The 20937-nt window shown below is 61.4% G+C and carries 17 protein-coding genes and 1 pseudogene; 11 read left to right on the top strand and 7 right to left on the bottom strand.

The features are described from left to right. Nucleotide 1: 1 nt before the first annotated feature. The 7 genes from hypF to hypB are packed head-to-tail and all read left to right on the top strand — an operon-like array spanning nucleotide 2 to nucleotide 6852. Nucleotides 2-2404, top strand: a complete 2403-nt coding sequence (gene hypF / locus IYW40_RS19425) for a carbamoyltransferase HypF (protein ID WP_196402230.1) — start codon at nucleotides 2-4, stop codon at nucleotides 2402-2404. Next, a complete protein-coding gene (locus IYW40_RS19430; RefSeq protein ID WP_175092582.1) occupies nucleotides 2368-2664 on the top strand; it encodes a HypC/HybG/HupF family hydrogenase formation chaperone in 297 nt (98 codons plus the stop codon). Before hypF ends, IYW40_RS19430 begins: the two co-directional genes overlap by 37 nt. Nucleotides 2665-2669: 5 nt before the next feature. Continuing rightward, complete coding sequence (locus IYW40_RS19435) at nucleotides 2670-3359, top strand: SIS domain-containing protein (protein WP_196401881.1); 690 nt, start codon at nucleotides 2670-2672, stop codon at nucleotides 3357-3359. Continuing rightward, nucleotides 3356-4501: a hydrogenase formation protein HypD gene (gene hypD, locus IYW40_RS19440; protein ID WP_196401882.1), complete on the top strand. Its 1146-nt coding sequence runs from the start codon at nucleotides 3356-3358 to the stop codon at nucleotides 4499-4501. Before IYW40_RS19435 ends, hypD begins: the two co-directional genes overlap by 4 nt. Continuing rightward, nucleotides 4498-5565: a hydrogenase expression/formation protein HypE gene (hypE, locus tag IYW40_RS19445; protein ID WP_196401883.1), complete on the top strand. Its 1068-nt coding sequence runs from the start codon at nucleotides 4498-4500 to the stop codon at nucleotides 5563-5565. Before hypD ends, hypE begins: the two co-directional genes overlap by 4 nt. 10 nt (nucleotides 5566-5575) lie before the next feature. Next, complete coding sequence (locus IYW40_RS19450) at nucleotides 5576-5914, top strand: hydrogenase maturation nickel metallochaperone HypA (protein ID WP_196401884.1); 339 nt, start codon at nucleotides 5576-5578, stop codon at nucleotides 5912-5914. Beyond that, a complete protein-coding gene (gene hypB, locus IYW40_RS19455; RefSeq protein WP_196401885.1) occupies nucleotides 5914-6852 on the top strand; it encodes a hydrogenase nickel incorporation protein HypB in 939 nt (312 codons plus the stop codon). The genes IYW40_RS19450 and hypB overlap by 1 nt, the downstream gene beginning before the upstream one ends. Before the next feature lie 23 nt (nucleotides 6853-6875). Here the strand turns inward: hypB and IYW40_RS19460 are convergent, their stop codons facing one another. The 4 genes from IYW40_RS19460 to IYW40_RS19475 form a co-directional block, all read right to left on the bottom strand. Next, the gene (locus IYW40_RS19460; RefSeq protein ID WP_196401886.1) at nucleotides 6876-7655 is read right to left on the bottom strand and encodes a hypothetical protein; all 780 of its coding nucleotides are present in this window, start codon (nucleotides 7653-7655) and stop codon (nucleotides 6876-6878) included. A 147-nt stretch (nucleotides 7656-7802) separates the two neighbouring features. Beyond that, nucleotides 7803-8684: a transglutaminase family protein gene (locus tag IYW40_RS19465; protein WP_196401887.1), complete on the bottom strand. Its 882-nt coding sequence runs from the start codon at nucleotides 8682-8684 to the stop codon at nucleotides 7803-7805. Next, on the bottom strand, nucleotides 8681-11176 hold the full coding sequence (locus tag IYW40_RS19470; RefSeq protein ID WP_196401888.1) for a circularly permuted type 2 ATP-grasp protein: 2496 nt from the start codon (nucleotides 11174-11176) through the stop codon (nucleotides 8681-8683). Before IYW40_RS19470 ends, IYW40_RS19465 begins: the two co-directional genes overlap by 4 nt. 7 nt (nucleotides 11177-11183) lie before the next feature. After that, a complete protein-coding gene (locus IYW40_RS19475; RefSeq protein WP_196401889.1) occupies nucleotides 11184-14492 on the bottom strand; it encodes a transglutaminase family protein in 3309 nt (1102 codons plus the stop codon). Nucleotides 14493-14787: 295 nt separating this feature from the next. On the opposite strand from IYW40_RS19475, the gene IYW40_RS19480 reads away from it, so the two are divergent. Continuing rightward, entirely contained in the window at nucleotides 14788-15870 is a 1083-nt protein-coding gene (locus tag IYW40_RS19480) for a putative zinc-binding peptidase (RefSeq protein ID WP_196401890.1), read from the top strand. A 209-nt stretch (nucleotides 15871-16079) separates the two neighbouring features. Further along, nucleotides 16080-17215: pseudogene (gene lldD, locus IYW40_RS19485) on the top strand (FMN-dependent L-lactate dehydrogenase LldD). Between the two features lie 102 nt (nucleotides 17216-17317). Here lldD and IYW40_RS19490 read toward each other — a convergent pair. Next, the gene (locus IYW40_RS19490; RefSeq protein WP_196401891.1) at nucleotides 17318-18085 is read right to left on the bottom strand and encodes a carbonic anhydrase; all 768 of its coding nucleotides are present in this window, start codon (nucleotides 18083-18085) and stop codon (nucleotides 17318-17320) included. A 344-nt stretch (nucleotides 18086-18429) separates the two neighbouring features. Here IYW40_RS19490 and IYW40_RS19495 point away from each other — a divergent pair, with 344 nt between their 5' ends. Beyond that, nucleotides 18430-18651: a NepR family anti-sigma factor gene (locus tag IYW40_RS19495; RefSeq protein ID WP_246720968.1), complete on the top strand. Its 222-nt coding sequence runs from the start codon at nucleotides 18430-18432 to the stop codon at nucleotides 18649-18651. 98 nt (nucleotides 18652-18749) lie between these two features. Continuing rightward, nucleotides 18750-19034, top strand: a complete 285-nt coding sequence (locus IYW40_RS19500; protein WP_196401893.1) for a PsiF family protein — start codon at nucleotides 18750-18752, stop codon at nucleotides 19032-19034. Between the two features lie 52 nt (nucleotides 19035-19086). On the opposite strand, the gene aqpZ is transcribed toward IYW40_RS19500, so the two are convergent. Both aqpZ and IYW40_RS19510 read right to left on the bottom strand, forming a co-directional pair. Continuing rightward, the gene (gene aqpZ, locus IYW40_RS19505) at nucleotides 19087-19788 is read right to left on the bottom strand and encodes an aquaporin Z (protein ID WP_196401894.1); all 702 of its coding nucleotides are present in this window, start codon (nucleotides 19786-19788) and stop codon (nucleotides 19087-19089) included. A 177-nt stretch (nucleotides 19789-19965) separates the two neighbouring features. Beyond that, a complete protein-coding gene (locus tag IYW40_RS19510) occupies nucleotides 19966-20934 on the bottom strand; it encodes a DUF5996 family protein (RefSeq protein ID WP_196401895.1) in 969 nt (322 codons plus the stop codon). Between the last annotated feature and the right edge of the window lie 3 nt (nucleotides 20935-20937).

Genomic DNA, 20937 nt, shown 5'->3' on the forward strand with positions numbered 1-20937 from the left:
CATGAGTTTCGCGGCGGTAGAGCCATCGCAGGCGCTCGAATTTCGGGTGCGCGGCCGCGTGCAGGGCGTCGGCTTTCGTCCGACCGTCTGGCGCATGGCGCGCGAACTTGGGCTTGCCGGCGAGGTTCTCAACGACGGCGAGGGCGTATTGGTGCGCGTCAGCGGCGCTCAGTCGCGGATCGCTGCGCTGCTTCGACGAATCGAACGGAGCCCGCCGCCGCTGGCGCATATCGACAGCATCGAAAGGCGGCGCTACAGCGGCCGACTGCCACAGGAGTTCCGTATCGCCGAGAGCATCGGCGGACCCGCCCGCACCCAGGTCGCGCCGGATGCGGCGCTCTGCGGCGCATGCGCGGCGGAGCTACGCGATCCCGGCCAGCGCCGCTATCGCTATCCGTTCATCAATTGCACCCATTGCGGACCGCGCCTCAGCATTGTGACGGCCGTTCCTTACGACCGCGCGACGACGACGATGGCGCCCTTCGCCCTGTGTGCGGCGTGTGAGGCGGAATATCGCAATCCGAACGATCGCCGTTTTCACGCTGAAGCGGTGGCCTGCCCATCCTGCGGGCCGACCGCATCGCTCGTTGCCTTCGGGCAAGCGGGAGCGCCGCGCGACGGCGGCCCCGACGCGGTAAAGATTGTGGCTGGGCTTATCGCGCGCGGCGATATCATCGCCGTCAAGGGACTCGGCGGCTATCATCTCGCGTGTGACGCGATCAGCCCCGAGGCCGTCGCGCGCCTGCGCCGATTGAAGCGCCGTGACGCAAAGCCCTTCGCGCTGATGGCGCGGGATCTTGCCGTTATCCGTCGCTACTGCGTAATCGACGCCGTCGAGGAACGCGAACTCACAAGCGTCAAGGCGCCGATCGTGCTGCTACGCGCAACAGGCCCGGAGCGCCTGCCCGAGGCCATCGCGCCCGGACTCGACACGCTCGGCTTTATGTTGCCGACGACGCCGCTGCATCTGCTACTCGTCGATCAGTTCGAACAACCACTCGTGATGACGAGCGGCAATATTTCGGACGAACCCGCCGTCGTCGATGACGCGGAGGCGTACCGACAGCTTGCCGAAATCGCCTCCTTCGCATTGACGCATAATCGCGCCATCGCCAATCGCGTCGACGACTCGGTCGTGCGGGTCATGGCCGGGCGATCGCGCGTTCTTCGCCGCGCCCGCGGCTACGCGCCCGCGCCGCTGCGGTTGCCGAACGGCTTCGAGAATGCGCCCGACCTTTTGGCGATGGGCGGAGAGCTGAAGGCGACCTTCTGCCTGGTCAAGGACGGTCAGGCGATCCTGTCGCAGCATCAGGGCGATCTCGAGAACGCGGCGACATTAGATGATTATAAAAAGAACTTCGCTCTCTATCGGAGCATGTTCGATCACGCGCCGTCGGCGATCGTCGTCGACCGGCACCCTGAATATCTGTCCTCGAAACTCGGACGCGCAGAGGCCGACACACGGGCCTTGCCGTTGATTGAGGTTCAACACCATCACGCCCATGTCGCCGCCTGTCTTGCTGAGAACGGCCGACCGCTCCATGCGCCGCCGGCGCTCGGAATCGTGCTCGATGGACTCGGTTTTGGTGATGACGGCGCGATATGGGGCGGCGAGTTCCTGCTCGCCGACTATCTTGGCTACGAGCGGCTCGCACGTTTGAAGCCGGTCGCCATGCCCGGCGGCGCACAGGCGGTGCGCGAACCGTGGCGAAACCTCTATGCGCATCTTAAGGCTGCGGGCGCGTTCGATGCGACGCTTTCTGCGTCCGGCGATTGGAGCGCCTTGAACGGCAAACCGCTAGCGACGATCGACCGGATGATCGCGCAAGGCCTCAATTCGCCGTTCGCCTCCTCGTGCGGACGTCTGTTCGACGCGGTCGCCGCCGCGCTCAGCGTCTGCGCCGACCGTCAGGCCTATGAAGGCGAAGCGGCGGCGCGACTCGAGGCGCTTGCGGCTGCGGCAGCGCCAAACGCGACGCGCGGCTATGCGCTTAGGATTACCGAGTCCGAGCTCATCGACATCGATGCGGCGCCGATGTGGCGCGCAATTCTCGATGACCTCCGGCAGGGCGTTACGGCGCAGACCATCGCGCGCCGTTTTCACCTTGGTCTGGCTCAGTCAATCACTGAAGTCGCCATGCGACTGGCGGCTGCGCGACGATTTGAAACGGTGGCGCTGTCGGGCGGCTGCTTTCAAAATCGCCTGCTTTTCGAAAGCGTCTACGAAGGGTTGTGCGAGGCTGGCTTCACGGTGCTCACCCATGCAGATGCGCCGGCGAATGATGGCGGGCTCTCGCTGGGTCAGGCCGCCATCGGCGCCGCGCATCTGATGAGAACCGACATGACAAGAGATGGAAAGGACGGCGCATGTGCCTCGGCATCCCCGGCTGCATCGTTCGCATAGACAATGCCGACGATCTCGTCGCGACCGTTGACGTGAGCGGGGTGCGTCGTCAGATCAACATCAGCTGCATCGTGGATGAAGCGCATCCTGTGGACTCCTGCGTCGGCGACTGGGTTCTCGTCCATGTCGGTTTCGCGATGAGCCGGATCAACGAAGCGGAGGCGGCGGAGACGCTCAGATTGCTGCAAGAGCTTGGCGAACTCCAAGCCGAACTTGAGACTATGCAAACGCTCACCGACGCAGTCGCGGCGCAGGAATAGGGATCATGACCAGCAAGAGCGCACTGGAGGTCCTTTATCCGTTCCTGCATGGCAAAGAGCAGGATCCTGCCGCCGTCGATGCTGGGTTGCTGCACTCCATTGAAGAGAAAGCGCGCGAGTCGCGCGAGACCAATGCGCGTTTCTTCGCCGAGCAAGCCTCTGTTCTGCTCGACGCGGCGAAGGCGCTCGCCGGCGTTTATCGACGTGGCGGCCGGATGTTCACCATGGGCAATGGCGGCTCGAGTTGTGACGCCTCGCATGTCGCCGTCGAGTTCCTCCATCCGATCACCGCCGGTCGGCCGGCGCTTGCAGCGATAAATCTCACCGCCGACGTGGCGATGACGTCCGCCGTGGGCAATGACGTGGGCTTCGAGCACATTTTCGTGCGCCAGCTTATCGCTCATGGCCGGGCGGGAGACGGGCTTATCGGCCTCTCCACCAGCGGCAATTCGGCAAATCTGATCGCCGCCTTCGTGAAGGCGAGGGAAATGGGTCTGACGACCATTGGCTTTAGCGGCGGCGACGGCGGCAAGATGGCGTCCGGCGTCTGCGATCATTGTGTTGTCGTGCTCACGACGTCTGTCCATCGCATTCAGGAGTGCCACGTCGCCGCCTATCACATTCTGTGGGACCTCGTTCACACGCTGCTCGCCGACGATCGCGGCTCGGCCATAAGCAAGGACGTCGCGGCATGAGATATGTCGACGAATTTCGCGATCGGGCGAAGGCGGATGTTCTGATCAAGGAGATCGAGCGGCTGCTTGCTCACATTGGGCGTGACCAGAATCGGCCGCTGCAGATCATGGAAGTCTGCGGCGGGCACACGCATTCGATTTTCCGCTACGGCGTTGAAGGCATGCTGCCGAAATCCATCGAACTGGTGCATGGACCCGGCTGTCCTGTTTGCGTGCTGCCGATGGGACGCGTCGACGATTGCGTCGCCATCGCCGAGCGTCCGGAGGTGATCTTCACCACCTTCGGCGACGCTATGCGCGTGCCGGGTTCACGCAAGAGTCTGTTACAGGCGAAGGCTGACGGCTGTGACGTGCGCATGGTCTATTCGCCAATGGATGCGCTGGCGCTCGCGCGTAAAAATCCCACGTGCGAGGTCGTCTTCTTTGGCATCGGCTTCGAGACCACCATGCCGTCGACGGCGTTGACCGTGCTGCAGGCGGAGCGTGAAGGGATCAAGAACTTTTCGATCTTCTGCAATCACATCACCATCGTTCCAACGATCAAAGCGATTCTCGACAGCCCGGATCTGCGCCTCGACGGATTTCTGGGACCCGGCCATGTCTCCATGGTGATCGGCGATGCGCCTTATGAATTTATTGCGCGCTACTACAAGAAGCCGATGGTGATCGCGGGGTTCGAGCCTCTCGACATCCTTCAATCGATCTGGATGCTGCTCAAGCAAATAGATGAAGGACGCTGCGAAATTGAAAATCAATATGCGCGGGTCGCTCCGGCGGGAGGCAACGCCGTCGCGTTGCGGGCGGTCGCGCAGGTCTATGAACTTCGCGAATTCTTCGAATGGCGCGGGCTCGGCTCCATCGATCACTCTGGCGTCAAAGTGCGCGACGCCTATGCCGGCTTTGACGCCGAGCGGAAATTCGCAGTGCCCAATGCAAAAATCGCCGATCCAAAATCCTGCCAGTGCGGCGAAGTCCTCAAGGGCGTCATCAAGCCTTGGCAGTGCAAAGTGTTCGGCCGCGCCTGCTCGCCTGAGACGCCGCTCGGCGCGCTGATGGTGTCGTCTGAGGGCGCTTGCGCGGCATACTTCCAGTACGGCGGTATAAAGCGGGGACGCGACGAAGCGGAGGCGAGCGTCGCATGAATATGGTCTCCTTCCCGCCCCGGCGTTCGCGCGGCAAGGTGCATGTGCCGACCGTCACGCTTGCGCATGGCGGCGGCGGCAAGGCAATGAAGGATTTGATCGACGACGTCTTTGTGGCGGCGTTCGACAATCCACTGCTGGCGTCGCTCGACGATTCTGCGCGGATGGATCTCTTGGACCTCGCGCAATATGGCGACCGGCTGGCCTTCACGACGGATTCGTTCGTCGTCGACCCGCTGGTGTTCCCCGGCGGCGACATCGGCAAGCTTGCGGTCTGCGGCACGGTGAACGACCTCGCGGTAGGCGGCGCGCTGCCCCTCTATCTCTCTTGCGCCGTCATCATCGAGGAGGGCGTCTCGATCGATTTTCTGCGGCAGATCGCAAGGTCTATGGCGGCGACGGCGCAGGAGGCCGGGGTGAAGATCGTCACCGGCGACACCAAGGTCGTGAACAAGGGCGCCTGCGACCAGATGTTCATCACCACGACCGGCGTTGGCGTCGTCGCCGCAGGAGTCGAGCTTGGCGCGCACCGCGCGCGACTGGGCGACGCGGTGCTGGTCAATGGACTGCTCGGCGATCATGGCGCGGCCATTCTTGGCGCGCGCGGCGATATGGCGTTGCAATCGCCGATCGAGAGCGACTGCGCGCCGCTGCAGGGTCTTATCACAAGCCTACTCAATGCCGCGCCCAACACGCGGTTCATGCGCGATCCGACGCGCGGCGGAGTGGCGACCGTGCTTAATGAAATCGCCGAAGCCGCTCAGGTCGCCATCGAAATCGAGGAGACGGCGACTCCGCTGCGCGACGAGGTGCGCGGCTTTTGTGAAATTCTCGGCCTCGATCCGCTCTATCTCGCCAACGAAGGCAAGATCGTCGCGATCGTTCCGCCCGACGAGGCCGAACCGGCGGTTGAGGGCATGCGGGCGCATCCTCTGGGACGACAGGCGGCGATCATCGGCAGCGTCGTCGCGGGCGAACCGGGTCGCGTCACCATGCGCACGATTTTCGGCGGCCGCCGCATCGTCGACATGCTGGTCGGCGAGCAATTGCCGCGCATCTGCTAAAGGAGCCGAAGTGCACGAACTTTCGATCGTATGCAGCATCGTCGAATTGGCGTCGCAGGCCGCGCAAGGGCGTCACGTGCGCCGCGTGACGATCGAGATCGGCGCATTGTCGGGCGTCGAGCCGCAGGCCGTCGCGTTCTGTTTTCCGGAAGTCGCCCGAGGCACGCCGGTTGAAGACGCGACGCTGGACATCCGCGAAGTCGACGCCGAGGCGCGCTGCGACGTCTGCGGCGCTGAGTTTCCCACGCCCGACATGCTCTCGGCGTGTCCATGCGGCTCTCGTCAATTCCAACGCCTGTGCGGCGAAGAGCTGAACATCAAGAGCATCGAAGTTGAGGAGGCTGCGTAATGTGCGCGAGCTGCGGCTGCCAAGGGCAGGGGACTACAATGACCAATCTGCAGACCGGCGCGCGCGCGGAGATCGAGGCGCTGCCCGAGCAAGACGGCGCGGCCCATTCGCATGGGGACCATGGCCATGGTCATTTTCATGACGAACATCAACATGCTCATGATCATCATCATCACGGGCACGAGCAGGGTCATGCGCACGGGCATGATCACAGCCACGCGCATGCGCACGAACACGGCGATCACGATCACGCTCACGAGGATTCCCACCGGCGCCTCGAATTGGAGACGCGCATTCTCGCGAAGAACGACGCGATCGCCGCCAAATGCCGGGCATGGCTCGCGGGTCGCGAAATTGTGGCGCTCAATCTCGTCAGCTCGCCCGGCGCCGGAAAGACGACGCTGCTGGAGCGCGCCATCGCGGACCTCTCAGGCGAGCTGCCGCTGTTCGTCGTCGAGGGCGATCAGGCGACGTCGAATGACGGCGAGCGGATTCGCGCGGCGGGCGCGCCGGTGGTTCAGGTCAACACCGGCACAGGATGTCATCTCGACGCGGAAATGATCGCGCGCGCACTTTCCGAACTCAAGCCGAGCGTCGCTTCGCTCGTCTTGATCGAAAATGTCGGCAATCTCGTCTGCCCGGCGCTCTTTGACCTTGGCGAACACGCTAAGGTGGTTATCTTTTCGACGACGGAAGGCGAAGACAAGCCGCTCAAATATCCGCATATGTTCAGCGCCGCGAAGCTCGTCATCTTCAACAAGATTGATCTCCTGCCGCATCTTGATTTCTCGATGGCGCGGGCGCGAGAGAATATTCTCCGCGTCAATCCGGATGTTGAAATCGTTGAAGTCTCCGCCAAGACCGGCGCGGGCATGCAGACGCTCTATGACTGGGTTCGCGCACAACGTAAGGCTGCCGTACAGTTGGACGTCATCTGACGCTCGACGCGAAGGAAACTTTCTTACTTGGGCCGCGGAATTCCCGGCCCTGCCTTTTTCATAGCTTCACGCTCATACTTCATATAGCTGCCAGCTTCTTTGAGATAGAACGGCGCTACTTCACTTATCGACACAGCCGATTTATTGCCCGTGACAATCTGGTCCAAATAACGCAGCCTATAAGAGACTTCTGGCGTTCCGCTTGCGTCTGTGCATCGAGCCGATAAATACGTTTTTCGGCTATCCGCCGTAAGGTAAAGATTAATATCAATGAAATGGTTCATTTTATCGAATGGTTGTTTTATTTCTGCCGGCAATCTGCCGGGGAAACCAAATGGCATTACAGGTAGTTGCTGATCTACAATGATTCTCAGGTGAAATGCGTGGTATTTCATATTACATTCTTTGCGCCATAATTTTTTCTCCTCAAAAACTTCCATATCTTTGAAGGCGCAATATTTGGTATCTTCTCCCACGGCGATGTACGCCAAATCCTTTGAATTCGACGCGTCCTTTACCGAGATGACGTTGTTCCTCTTGGTAAACTTGATGTCCGCATATTTGGTCGATTGCGACGGAGCACCTGGCGGCGCAGAAAATCGGTTGAGAATCTGGTAATCCGAACTGCACTCGTAGGAGTCGGGGTCATCGCCTCTGTAGTTTTCCGCCGCTTCAACCGGAGCGTCGCTTGCGACAAGCATCGCGGAAAAAACAAGCGCGCCGAGGATCCGCCGCGCGGCCGCCACGAAACATGAATTGCGCGAACCTTTATCCGCCACGTCGGAGAAGAAAAAAAATCTCAAGACAAAACCTTCCCGCAATTGGCCGCTACACGGGGCAGGCGTCACATCGGCCGGTCAGCAGCGTAACAACTTCGCTTCGGATAGCAATGAAGCGGCGCTCGCGTCATTGAGGGTGGGAAGCCTTGGACACCGGCAAAGGAGTTCTTCCTAAATCGCTGCTTCTTTCACGTCGACGCTGACATCCAAATCTTGATCGCCGGCGCCGATAATCACGCCGTCGATCGGCGAAACATCCGCATAGTCGCGTCCGATGGCGATAGCGATATGGTCGTTTCGGACGACAAGGGCGTTCGTCGGATCAAGGTCGAAGAAGCCAAATTCCGGCCCGCACCAAACAGAAACCCACGCATGGGTTGAATCGGCGCCTTCCAGCCGCGCTTGGCCTGGGGCTGCGAAAGTTCGAAGATAGCCGCTGACATAGGACGCCGCCAAACCGAGACCGCGTAGCGCCGCGATCATGATATGCGCGAAATCCTGGCAGACGCCGCGACGGCGTTCGAGCGCCTGCGCGATCGGCGTCGCAATATGGGTCGCATCCGGATCGTAGGCGAAGTCGGCGTGGATGCGCTGCGTCAGTTCAATAGCGCCTTCGAGAATCGGCCGCCCGGGCGAAAAGCTCTCGCGCGCATAATGTGTCGCCGCATCGAACAGCGGCGCAAAGCGGCTTGCGTAAATGTAATGGGCGGGAGAGGACGCGGCGAGCGAGTCGGCCGCGTAGGCGGCATTCCTCACGTTTTCCCAAGCCGGCGTCAGCGCCGGCGCAGGCGGCGGCGCTCGCTCGACCGCGACGCGCGCCGCAAGGGCGATTTGCAGTCTCGTATGAGGCTTGAGAATGCGCGCTTCGCAGACCCGGTTTCCGTGAAAGTCAATTCGTTCATTGAGGATTTCGGCCGATGGCGACAGCTCAATACGATGAGACAGCAGTGTTTGGCCGCGATCATTGCGCGGAATCAGGCGCATGGCGCAGCGCGCCGAAGCGACGGGCGCGTCATATTTATAGATCGTGCGATGGGCGATATCGTAGATCACGCGATCCGCGACGGCTGAGAATTTGCGGCGCCATCGGCGCCATGCGTGAAATAGCGCTCGGCGATTTTGTCGGCGAGAGACATCAGGCGTTGCTCAAACGCAAGAATGATCGCGGCGTCCAAGCGGCGCGCATCTTCCGACTCGAGTTCGGCGCGAAGCTTGACGGAGAGTCGCCGCGGCGGCTCCATGACTCCATCGTCTCGCAGATTCGGCAGCGCCGCGAGATGTTCGTCGATACGCATCGCCTGGAAGGAAACGGATCGCGGATTGAACGGATCGAGCATGGCCATGTCGAGGACGGGCGCCAACGCGGCGCCGGCGATGTAGCGGGAGCGATAGGTGATCTGCGAATCGAGTAGATCGAGCAGAGCGTCCAGCGTCTCGACCGTCGCATCGTCGCCGGCCAACTGTCGGGCGAAGCGGCACGTTCCGATGGCGCGTTCGATTCTGCGCCCGAGATCGATAAAGCTCCAGCCGGCGACGCGGTTGAAATTTTCGTCGATCAGTCCAGACAACGCCGCCAGCGTATGGAGCGAGCGCTCCACGATTTCGAGCGCCTCGGGCTCGGTTATCGCGCCGGCGCCGGCGCGCGTCAGACGCGTCTCAATGCGTCCGATGAGATGCCAGACATCTTGGGACAAGCGCTCGCGCACGATGGAGGCTGCGCGTCTTGCATAGCGCACGACAGAGAGCGCTGAACCGTAATTGTCGGCGCCTGCGGCCGCCGCCCATGCGATCTGCGTCGGGTCCATGTCCGGCATGTCTTCGGGCGCGGCGCCCCAGGCGATCAGCAGTCGCGCAAGCCGTTCGATCGACTGGCGCCCTTGAAGATCGATGTGCTGGAGTTCGCCCAGCCGCGCCCCGAGCGACCGCACGACGCGCAATGTCGCTTCGGCGCGCTCGAGATAGCGTCCCATCCAGAAAAGATTATCGGCGGCGCGGCTCGGCAAATTGCCGAGCGCGCGCACGATCGGCGGATCCTCATCGGACGGCAACAGCGTCGACCATTCGATCGGACGGCTCGTCAACACCCAGACGTCGCTCGATTGCGCGCCGGCGTCCATCGACACGGCGCGCGCGTCGAGCCGGTTGGAGATGCGGCAAAAGCCGCCGGGCATCACCGTCCAACCGTCAGCCGTCGCGGCGACGAACACGCGTAAGGCGAAAGGTCTCGGCGTTAGCCTGCCGTCGGCCCAAGCCGGCGTCGTGGAGAGCTTGACCGGTTCCTGAGCGACATAGTCAACGCCGCGCTGATTTATAGCGTCGAGCAGCCGCGTGCGCTCCTCGCTGGAGAGCGCATGACCGAGCGCCTCACGACGTTCGCCAAATCCCGGGAGCCTGTCGCTGAACGCCCCGCTGATCGCGTAGTCGCTCAAGGCCTCGACAACCTGATCGCGTTCGCTTTCGCGTCCGCACCACCACGTCGCGACATTGGGAAGTTTGAGGCTCTCGCCGAGCAGGCGTTGCGACAGCTCCGGCAGGAAACTCATCAGCGCGCGCGATTCGATGAGACCGGCGCCGGGCATGTTCGCCACGACAACGGCGCCGCGACGGATGGCCTCGAACATCCCGGCGACGCCCAGACGCGACGCGGCATTCTGCTCCAGCGGGTCGCACCAGTCAGCGTCGACGCGACGCCAAATCGCATCGGCGCGCTTCAAGCCGGCGATGGTGCGCACATGCAGCTTGCCATCGCTCATGACGAGATCTTCGCCTTCGACCAGCGTAAGGCCGAGATAGCGGGCGAGATTCACCTGTTCGGAATAGGTCTCGCTCCAAGGGCCAGGCGTCAGCAGGCAGATGCGCGGATCGGCGCGTTGCGCCGCGCCGGAAATGCTCGCACGGAATTCTCGGAAAAACGGCGCGAGGCGCTCGACGTTCATGTCTCGATAGAGACTCGGCAGAGCGCGCGACAGGATCATCCGATTTTCTAAGGCGTAACCAGCTCCCGAAGGCGCCTGCGCGCGATCGCCGAGCACCCGCCAGGCGCCATCGGGCCCGCGCCCGATATCGGCGGCGTAAAAGCGCAGCCAACGTCCGCCGGGCGGCGCGACTCCGCACATCGGTCGTATGAAGTCCGGCGATCCCGTGATGGCCGTAGCGGGCAGAGCGCCCTCAGCCACAAGCCGCGCTTCGCCGTAAACGTCATGCAGGATCTGATCGAGAAGTTCGGCGCGCTGTGCAACGCCAGTCGCAATATCGCGCCATTCTGATTCCGGGATCAGAAGCGGCAAACGCCCTAACGGCCAACTGCGCTCCTTGGTTTCTCCGTGAACCCGGTAGGAAATCCCCATGTCGTCGATGCGGCGGCCGGCCGCGGCGAAGCGTTGCTCGAGGCCGGTATCGCCGAATGCGGCGAGCGATTCCAGGAACTGGAGCCAGTGCGCGCGCGGACGTCCATCTGGGTCGAGAAGCTCATCCGGCGCGTTGCGCATCGGCGCATATTGAGCGATCCAGGCGGCAACGCGCTGCGACGCCTTGTCCGTTTCCATGGGGCGCTCAGCGGACAATGCTCCTCCGAAGATCCAATGTCAGCGGAAACTCTTGGCCGGGCTCCTCGCGCGGCGGATCGACAGGCCCGGGCGTGTGCCCATGATCCTGAAATCGCGCCAAGCGCCGCGCTTCGGCTTCGTTACTGTTGACGGGGAAGGCGTCGTAATTGCGGCCCCCAGGGTGCGTCGCGTGATACACGCAGCCGCCCAGTGAACGCCTGCTCCAGCAGTCGATGACGTCGAAGGTCAGTGGCGCATGGACCGGCAGCGTCGGATGCAGGCCCGACGGCGGTTGCCAGGCCTTGAAGCGCACGCCCGCCACCGCCTCGCCGGGGACTCCGGTGCTGGTCATCGGCACGCGGCGTCCGTTGCAGGCGATGATGTGTCGGCCCGGAACGAGGCCCTTCGCTTTGACCTGCAGGCGCTCAAGCGATGAATCGACGTAGCGCACCGTGGCGCCGTTCGCGCCTTCTTCACCCATCACATGCCAAGGCTCGAGCGCGCCGCGGATTTCCAAATGAACGCCGCCGTGCTCGACGCTTCCGGCGAGCGGGAAGCGGAATTCCCGCTGCGCCTCGAACCATTCCGCTTCGAAGCCGTAGCCGGCGCGGCGCAGATCATCGATAACGCCGAGGAAGTCCTGCCAGACGAAATGCGGCAGCATGAATTTGTCGTGCAGCGCCGTTCCCCAGCGCACCAGGTCTCCGTGCTGCGGCTCCCGCCAGAACCAAGCGACGAGCGCGCGAAGCAACAATTGCTGCGCGAGACTCATTCGCGCGTCGGGAGGCATTTCGAACGCGCGGAATTCGACGAGCCCGAGACGCCCGGTCGGTCCGTCGGGCGAATAGAGCTTGTCGATGCAGATTTCGGCGCGATGGGTGTTGCCGCCGACATCGACCAGCAAATTGCGGAACAACCGATCGACGAGCCATGGCGGCACATAGCCTTCGCCGGGAGACGGCACCTGCGCCAGTGCGATCTCCAGCTCATACAGCGAGTCGTGCCGCGCCTCGTCGACGCGGGGCGACTGGCTGGTGGGACCGATGAACAGTCCGGAGAACAGATAGGATAGTGAGGGATGCCGCTGCCAATAAAGCACAAGGCTCTTCAACAGGTCGGGGCGGCGCAGGAAGGGCGAGTCGGCTGGCGTTTTGCCCCCAAGCACGACATGATTGCCGCCGCCCGAGCCGATCTGCCGTCCGTCAATCATGAATTTGGCGGTCGTCAACCGCGCCCGCCGCGCGTCCTCATAGAGCGCGGTCGTCGTTTCGACGGCCTCCCGCCATGTGGCGGCCGGGTGAATATTGACCTCGATGACGCCAGGATCAGGCGTCACCTTGATCACTTCGAGGCGCGGATCGTCGGGCGGCGGATAGCCTTCGATATAGAGCGGCAGCCCGGTCGCTTTGGCGCTCTCTTCCACCGCCTCGAGCAGCTCGAGATAATCCTCGAGCGTTTCGACGGGCGGCATGAACACGCAGAGATTGCCGTCTCTTGGTTCTATGGTGAAAGCGGTGCGCACGGCCCCTTCGACAATGGACTGTTCGTGCAGGTCCTGGCGCGCGTGACCACTGGACGTCGCCCCGCCGCCTTGAATGCGGCGAAAATGACCGGGCTCGGGCAGCGGCTCGCGGGGCGCGAAAGGATCCTGCGGATAGATGAACGGATATTCGCCTTCGGGGAGCTTGGGCAAGGATGCGACGGGGAGCCGCAGTCCGATAGGCGAATCGCCCGGCGCCAAAAACAGCTTTCCTCGTCGCAGCGTCCACTTCTCCGAGGTCCAGCGCGACTGGGACTCGGCGCGCGCATTCCAGCGCTGGATGGGAAGGACGAAACCGGTCGGCTTGCTCAGGCCGCGCTCGAACACCCGCATCATGCGAGAGCGTTCCTCCGCATCGTCGATCTTGGGATCGGAGGGATCGACATTGATCGGGAGGACGCTCTCCTTGACCATCCAATGCGCGGGATCTTCGTAGGCCGGCAAAGCATGTTCGGCGCCCACCCCGAGACGCTCGGCCAGATCCTGCACAAAGACTTCCGCTTCCGCCGTGGTCGCGCCTTTCGGCTCGGCGATATCGACGATCAGCAGCGGCTGCGACCAAATCGGCTTGCCGTCCCGGCGCCAGTAAAGCCCAAAGGCCCAGCGCGGCAGGCTTTCGCCGGGATACCATTTGCCCTGGCCGTAATGCAGAAACCCGTTTGGCGCAAAGCGCTCGCGTAGCCGGCGTATGAGGTCATCGGCTCGGTCGCGCTTGGTAGGGCCGGTCGCCGCCGTGTTCCATTCGGGGGATTCGAAATCGTCGATCGAGACGAACGTCGGCTCGCCGCCCATGGTGAGGCGAACGTCGAGTGCTTTAAGGTCCGCGTCGACACTTTCGCCCAAGGCGTCAAGTCGGCCCCATGCGTCGTCCGAAAAAGGCGCTGTGATGCGTGGCGCCTCATTGATGCGGTCGACGCGCATCTCGAAACCGAATTCGACCTGGGCGGGCTCGACGAGGCCCGACAGAGGCGCGGCGGAGCGATAGTGCGGCGCGCTGCATAGCGGCAGATGACCTTCGCCACAGAACAGTCCCGACGTCGCGTCAAGACCGATCCAACCAGCGCCGGGCAGAAAAACTTCCGCCCAAGCGTGCAGATCCGTGAAGTCGTGATCGGTTCCCTTCGGGCCTTCAATCGGATCGACATCGGCCTTTAACTGGATGAGGTAGCCGGAGACGAAACGCGCCGCGAGACCGAGCTTGCGCAAGATCTGCACGAGAAGCCAAGCGGAATCGCGGCACGAACCCGATCCCAGCGCGAGAGTCTCTTCCGGCGCCTGCACGCCAGGCTCCATCCGGATGACGTAGCGAATGTCGCGGTGCAGCCGCGCGTTGAGTTCGACGAGAAAATCAATTGTCCGCGTTTTTTGCCGCGGAAGGCTTCGGACGAAGTCTTCTGTCAACGACCCCACGTCCTCGGGTTCCAGATAGGCGGCGAGTTCAATTTTCTGTTCGTCCGGATAAGCGAACGAAAATTCTTCGGCATAAGGCTCGATGAAGAAATCGAATGGATTATAGACGGCGAGATCCGCCAGCAGGTCGACCTCAATCTTGAATTCGCTCGCGCTATCGGGGAACACCAGACGCGCCAGCCAATTGCCGTGGGGGTCCTGCTGCCAGTTTATGAAATATTCCGAAGGCGCGATCTTGAGCGAGTAGCTCAAGATTTTCGTGCGGCAATGCGGAGCCGGGCGCAGGCGGACGATCTGCGGACCGAGCGCGACCGGGCGGTCATATTTGTAGTGGGTGATATGGTGAAGCGCGATCTGGATCGACACGTTAATCAGCGTCTCGTTTCAGCGCCATTCGCTTACGAATTGGCGCAGGGCCACTGCCGGGAGTTTAGCGGGGCCGCGCCGCGCAGTGTCAATCTGAAGAGCCGCCAAAATGGCGGCTTTGTCCGAAATTGCGGCAATAAGCCTAGCGGGTGAATACGGGCTGCGCATTCAACTGGCGCCGGTATAGGATGCTCCGGAAGACCGAGGCTCCCGAGCGACCACCGCTCTGTCTCGACCAGGAACATTCCGCCTGCAGCGCAGTTAAGGCGGCAAGCGCGCTCCCGAAAGATCCTCCATGAAAGCCTTTCGATGCCAGGTTTGCCGCCAGAGCATACTTTTTGAGAACACCAAATGCGAAAGTTGCGGGCACACGCTCGGCTATTTGCCGACGCATGGCGCGATGACCGCAGTCGAACCTGCCGGTGACGGATGGCGCGCGTTCGCTGACGGAACCCGCGAATATCGCTTCTGCAAGAACTGGGAGCTGCACGGATGTAATTGGATGGTCGAGAAGGGCGGCCCTTCGGAGTATTGTCTTGCCTGCCAGCACAATCGAACCGTGCCTGACTTGTCGGACGACAAGCGCCACGCCGCGTGGCAGAAAATCGAAGCCGCCAAACGACGGCTCTTTTACAGCCTGATCAGACTGAATCTTCCTGCGCCCACGGCGTCCGAGAACGACGGCGAGCCGCTCGTCTTTGATTTTTTGGCGGAGGAGCCGTCGCAAAGGCCGGTGCTGACGGGCCATAGCTGGGGCCTGATTACGATCGCCTTGAAGGAAGCGGACGATCCGGTCCGGGAAAAAATGCGTGACGATATGGGTGAACCCTATCGTACGTTGCTCGGGCATTTCAGGCATGAGATCGGCCACTATTATTGGGATCGCATCGTGCCGCACTCCGAACATCTTAGGGCGTTTCGTGAGCTCTTTGGGGACGAGCGGCAAGATTACTCCAACTCTCTGCAGAGACATTACGATGAAGGGCCTCCAGCCGACTGGCGACAGAAGCACATAAGCGCATACGCCTCCTGTCACGCGTGGGAAGATTTCGCGGAAACCTTCGCGCATTATCTCCATATCGTCGACACGCTCGAAACGGGTCGCAGCGCAGGGCTCGTCGTGCGGCGGGATGACGGTTCTCCGGCGCGGGTCGATTTTGATCCCTACGCCTATCCCGACATAAATGAGATGGTCGATAGTTGGCTGGACATTTCGTTTGCGTTGAACAACATCAACCGATCGATGGGGCAACCAGACATCTATCCCTTCGTGATTTCGCCGGTCGTGAAAGAGAAACTGGGCTTTGTCCAAAACCTTCTCATGGATCACGCCCAGCGGCACGCCGCCGTCGCCGCGCCGCGCGCCGCGTGTTGCTAATCCATCCATTTGCGATACCAGGCCAGCTTGCAGGCGAACGCTTTTGAGCTGTGCCGAAGCGGCAAGCATCCCAAGACGAAAGACCGGTTTGACGATGCGCCGCGCTGCTGCGATCAAAGGCGCAGGGCGTGAGCCTCGATGCGCGTCTGTGCGTTCAGGCGCGGACGCGCGCCCCCGTTCCGGCGCCCGACCAGCCTTTGGAGAATCGAATGATCGTTTCGTCAGCTTCGGATTATCGAAAGGTCGCGCAGCGCAAGCTGCCGCGCTTCCTCTTTGATTATATCGACGGCGGGGCGAACGCTGAAGACACGCTGCAGGCCAATGTCGCTGATTTGAGAGCCGTGAACCTCAGACAGCGCGTGCTGAAGAACGTTTCCGACCTCAGTCTCGCGACGGAGTGGTTCGGTCAGCCTTCTGAGCTTCCCGTGATCCTGGCGCCTGTCGGGCTGAGCGGGATGTTTGCCCGTCGAGGCGAGGTGCAGGCGGCCAAAGCTGCGGCGAAGAAGGGCGTTCCTTACGTGCTATCGACGCTCTCGGTCTGTTCGCTCGAGGAAGTTACGTCGCAATGCAGCGCAGGAACCATCTGGTTCCAGCTCTACGTGCTCAAAGACCGTGGATTCATGCAGTCGATGTTGGAGCGCGCCCAACGCGCAGGCATAGAAAAACTTGTGTTTACGGTAGACTTGCCCGTGCATGGATCGCGCTACCGCGACGCCCATTCCGGGCTCACAGGACCCTACGCCATGCAGCGGCGAATACTGCAGGCGATAACAAAACCCGCTTGGGCCTTTGACGTCGGGATCCGCGGACGACCGCACGATCTCGGCAATATCTCAGATTATCTCGGCAAGACGACCGGACTGCAGGATTACATCGGCTGGCTTGGAAAAAACATTGACCCGTCGATCAGCTGGTCGGACCTGGAATGGATCCGCGATTTCTGGAAAGGGCCTTTGATCGTCAAAGGCGTATTGGATCCCGAGGACGCGCGGGACGCCGTGCGCTTCGGAGCGAACGGGATCATTGTTTCCAATCACGGGGGAAGGCAGCTCGATGGGGCGCTGTCGACAGTCAAAGCCTTGCCCCCAATCGCCGACGCCGTCGGAAGCAATCTGGAAGTGTTTGTCGATTCAGGCGTTCGATCGGGACTGGACGTGGTCCGCATGCTGGCGCTCGGCGCAAAGGGCGTCCTGCTCGGCCGGGCGGCCGCCTATGCGCTGGCCGCGGCCGGACAGGCGGGCGTCGAGAATATATGCTTGAGATCTTCGCCAAGGAAATGCGCGTGGCGATGACTCTGACGGGCGTCACCTCAGTTGCGCAGATCGATCGGCAGATTCTCGCTTGATAGCAGGCGCGGTCGGCTGTTCGCGCTCGATTGGCGTTCCTGCGCCGCGATCGACGTTACGTTCTGTGACGGCGCCGACAAGTCAGCGCCAGCTGCTCAGCCTCACGCAAACAGATCGACCCGACCGTCGCCAAGCCGGTAAATTCCGCTCACGATTTTGAAGCGCTTTTCATTGAAAGCGGCGCTCAGCAAAGGCGTCGCAGTCTTCAGCGTCTCAACGCCGAGCCGGGCGTTTTCCATCGTCGCGTTTTCTAACTGATCGCCTGGACGGCCCGCGACTGCTTTGACCGCCGGGGCCAGAGCAGCGACGAGCGAGGGAAGGTGGCCAGGCAAAGTCGTATGTTCCTGGATTGAGGAAATTGCGGATTTAACAGCGCCGCAGGCTTCGTGACAGAGCACCAGAATGAGAGGCGTCTTTAGGACCTCGACGGCGTATTCCATGCTCGCAATATTGTCCGGGTTGGCGAAGTTGCCAGCGACGCGAACGACCAAGAGATCTCCGCGCGAACTGTCAAACGCGTATTCCGGCGCGATCCGCGAATCCGCGCAGCTGAGAATCGCGGCGTAAGGATTTTGTCCGCCGACGAGCGCCTCGCGTTCCGCGACGAAGTCGTGCCGTTTTGCGATGCCTTTCTGATATCGTCTATTGCCCTCCATCAGGCGCGCCAACGCCTCGTCCGGAGTCATCACGTTCTCAGGCTTGGGCGGCGCATTACTCTTCTGAGTTTCTTTTGACGGGGATTTGCGGCCCTGCGCGCGCGCGCTTCCGACGACTGTCAGCGCTCCCGCCGTGGCGGCGCCAAAGACAAAGGCCCTGCGGCGCATTTTGCTGCCATGAACGATATCGGCAAAGCCACAGGCCTGACACATACGCGATCCTCCGAGAGAGAAAACAAGCGCTCTGCGCTGGTCGCGCAAAGATAGCGCCAAAACGATCGATATTGAAAGCGCCTACTCGAGCTCAGCTTTTTGACCAGCGGTCAAAATTCGCTTTGCCTTCAATGCTGACAAGGGCGCCATGCGAACGGCTGCCGCTGCCGAAGACCGATGGCGGGACGATTGAGCAGGATGCGATGTGTCAAATTTACCATAAATTTTACAAATCGCCTGTTCCAGGCCCGCCGGGGAGCGTCGCTCACATTATGGCCGCAACCCAAGTCGACGCTCTCACGTCCGCTGTGGGCGAGTGGAGGCGTAACATGCGTCGGTCCCCTATGTATGGCCAAAAGGTCGGCGACCAAATTGCCGAATTGCTACGGCAAACGTACGACGACGTTCTTCGAGAGCCGCTTCCCGATCGGTTCCGCGATCTGTTGGAGGGGCTGGAAATGGACAGCGCTTGTCCGCGAATGGAACGTGGGGAAAGGCCGTTCTTTGTAGCGGAAGCGCGAGCGCGCGAAGACAGCGACGCCGCTGATGCGCTCACGGAGCGCTGACATTCTTGGCGCCTAGTGTCTTGGGCTCAGGTCATGTCAGCAGATCGCGTCGCCGTCATGCTAACTGAGTCTCTTCGCCGAAGCTACGGGAGGACAACATGTCGGTAAGAATTTTGATTGCCGGTATATGCGTCGCTGGCGCTTTGATCTCGGCTGCTGCTTTTGCTCAAACAACGCCAGCTGGCCCCGACTGCGCCGCGCGGGCGACGGAAAAGAAGCTGCATGGCGCAGCGCTGAAAAGTTTCATGAGAAAGTGCGACAGAGACGCCGCTGCAAGCGCCTGCGACGCCGCTGCGGCTGAAAAGAAACTGGCGGGCGCAGCTCGGACGAGCTTCACGAAGAAGTGTGTCAGGGACGCTGCGGCGAAGCCGAACGTCCACTGAATGCGTCTAGATCAGCTGCTTTTCGCGCAACGATCGTGGCGGTTCGTGTCATTCAGTCATCAGCGAGGGTGAAGCGATGAATGAGTCCCCCGATGACTGCGCCGGCTAGCGGGGCGACCCAGAACAGCCAAAGTTGTTCGAGGGCCCAGCCGCCGACGAAGAGCGCTTGGCTCGTCGAACGCGCAGGGTTCACGGAAGCATTGGTGACTGGGATGTCGACCAGATGGATCAGCGCCAGCGCCAATCCTATGGCGATGGGCGCGAAGCCGACTGGCGCACGGCCTTCGGTCGTTCCCAGAATGACAAGCAGGAAAAAGGCCGTCAGTACGATTTCAGCAAGAAGGCCAGATTGCCATGTGTAGCCATTGGGCGAATGTTCGTCATAGCCGTTAGCGGCAAAGCCGCTCGCGACCGAAAAATCAATGTTGCCCTGCGCGATCTTGAGCAGCACAAAAGCCGCAAATGTCGCGCCGAGAAGCTGCACTACCCAAAAGGGTCCGACGTCTTTCCAGGAGAAGCGGCCGGCCGTCGCGACGCCGAGCGTCACCGCTGGATTGAAATGGCCGCCGGATATGGGGCCGAATGCGTAAGCGCCCGTTAGCACCGTGAGCCCGAAGGCCAGCGCCACGCCGAGGAAGCCAATGCCGAGCTGTGGAAAGCTGGCGGAAATCACCGCGCTGCCGCAGCCGCCGAACACGAGCCAAAAAGTTCCAAGAAATTCAGCGAGAAGCCTGCGTGGAAGAGAATGCCGCATTTTAGTTCTCCATCTGTCGCTGAACAATGAATCTGTGAATAAAGCAAAATCTAGCGCGAAGCCTTGGTCTGTCGAGGGCCGAGATGCCGCGGCGTCGCCAAGCGGGGACGGCGCCGTGCTCCGAGATCCGAGTGGGAAAGAACAGAGAGTAGCGCGCAAATTGACCGGTCGAAGACCTTATCCTTGAACTGGACGCGGAACGCCGACGTTTCCTAACGGACATTCGAGCGCGGCGCGGTCCCATCCGCAGGCGTCGGCGGCCGCCTCATATGTGCTCTGCAAAAAGCGAAGTAGCGTCGCATCTGGATGTTTGGCTTTTCGCACGATCTCATAGGGCAGGATGAATTCCTTGAGATCTTTGCTAAAAAACGCGCCGTCCGGTGCAACCGTCGCGCGATCGAATCCAGGCGGCGCGGGATAGGCGTAGGAATAGAAAGCGGGGAAATCGATCGAGCCGCCGCCAGGCCAGAAGCCGGCGCTGCTCACCTCATGCGAGTAAGCTTCGCGCACAACGGCGTCTGACAGATTTGGAACGCCCCCAGGATGGCGCGGCGCACGGCGACCAGAAAACCTCGTCACCGCCAAGTCAAAGCTGCCCCAGAAAAAATGCACAGGGCTGGCCTTGCCAATGAAGCCCGTGCGAAAGAACTTGAATACGCGATCGGCTTGTACAAGCAATCTCCAAAAGCAGTTTGCATAAACAGGATCGTAGGCAGCATGAATCCGGTCCTTGGTGAAGGGAAGCGCATCAGGCATCTCGTTGGGATGCTCATTGATATGGACAAAAATGTCCAACTCCTCGAGCGTGCTGAAAAGATGCGCGTAAAAATCAGCGACAGTTTGAGATCGGAGCCGCATTTGGCGTTCTCCGCCATCGCTCGTCGTTATACGCAGCACGTGGTCTATAAAATCAAAATCAATCTGAAAAACCCTTGCGCTATATGGGATCGGCGACGTCGTGAGGCCACGCGTCGTCACATACAGCGCAACATGCCAAGAGTGGTTTAGCCAGGGAGTCAGCGACAACCGGATCTTGCCAACGATCTGAGTCCAGAGATGCAGAGTCTTATAGGTCTCTCGCCAAGCGAAGTAAGGCAATGCTGGCCACGCGTCTCGCTCTGCTTCGCTCACCTTCGTGGCAGTCATTCA

Origin of the sequence: Methylocystis sp. H4A, assembly GCF_015709545.1 — a bacterium.
In the GTDB taxonomy this organism is placed as follows: domain Bacteria; phylum Pseudomonadota; class Alphaproteobacteria; order Rhizobiales; family Beijerinckiaceae; genus Methylocystis; species Methylocystis silviterrae.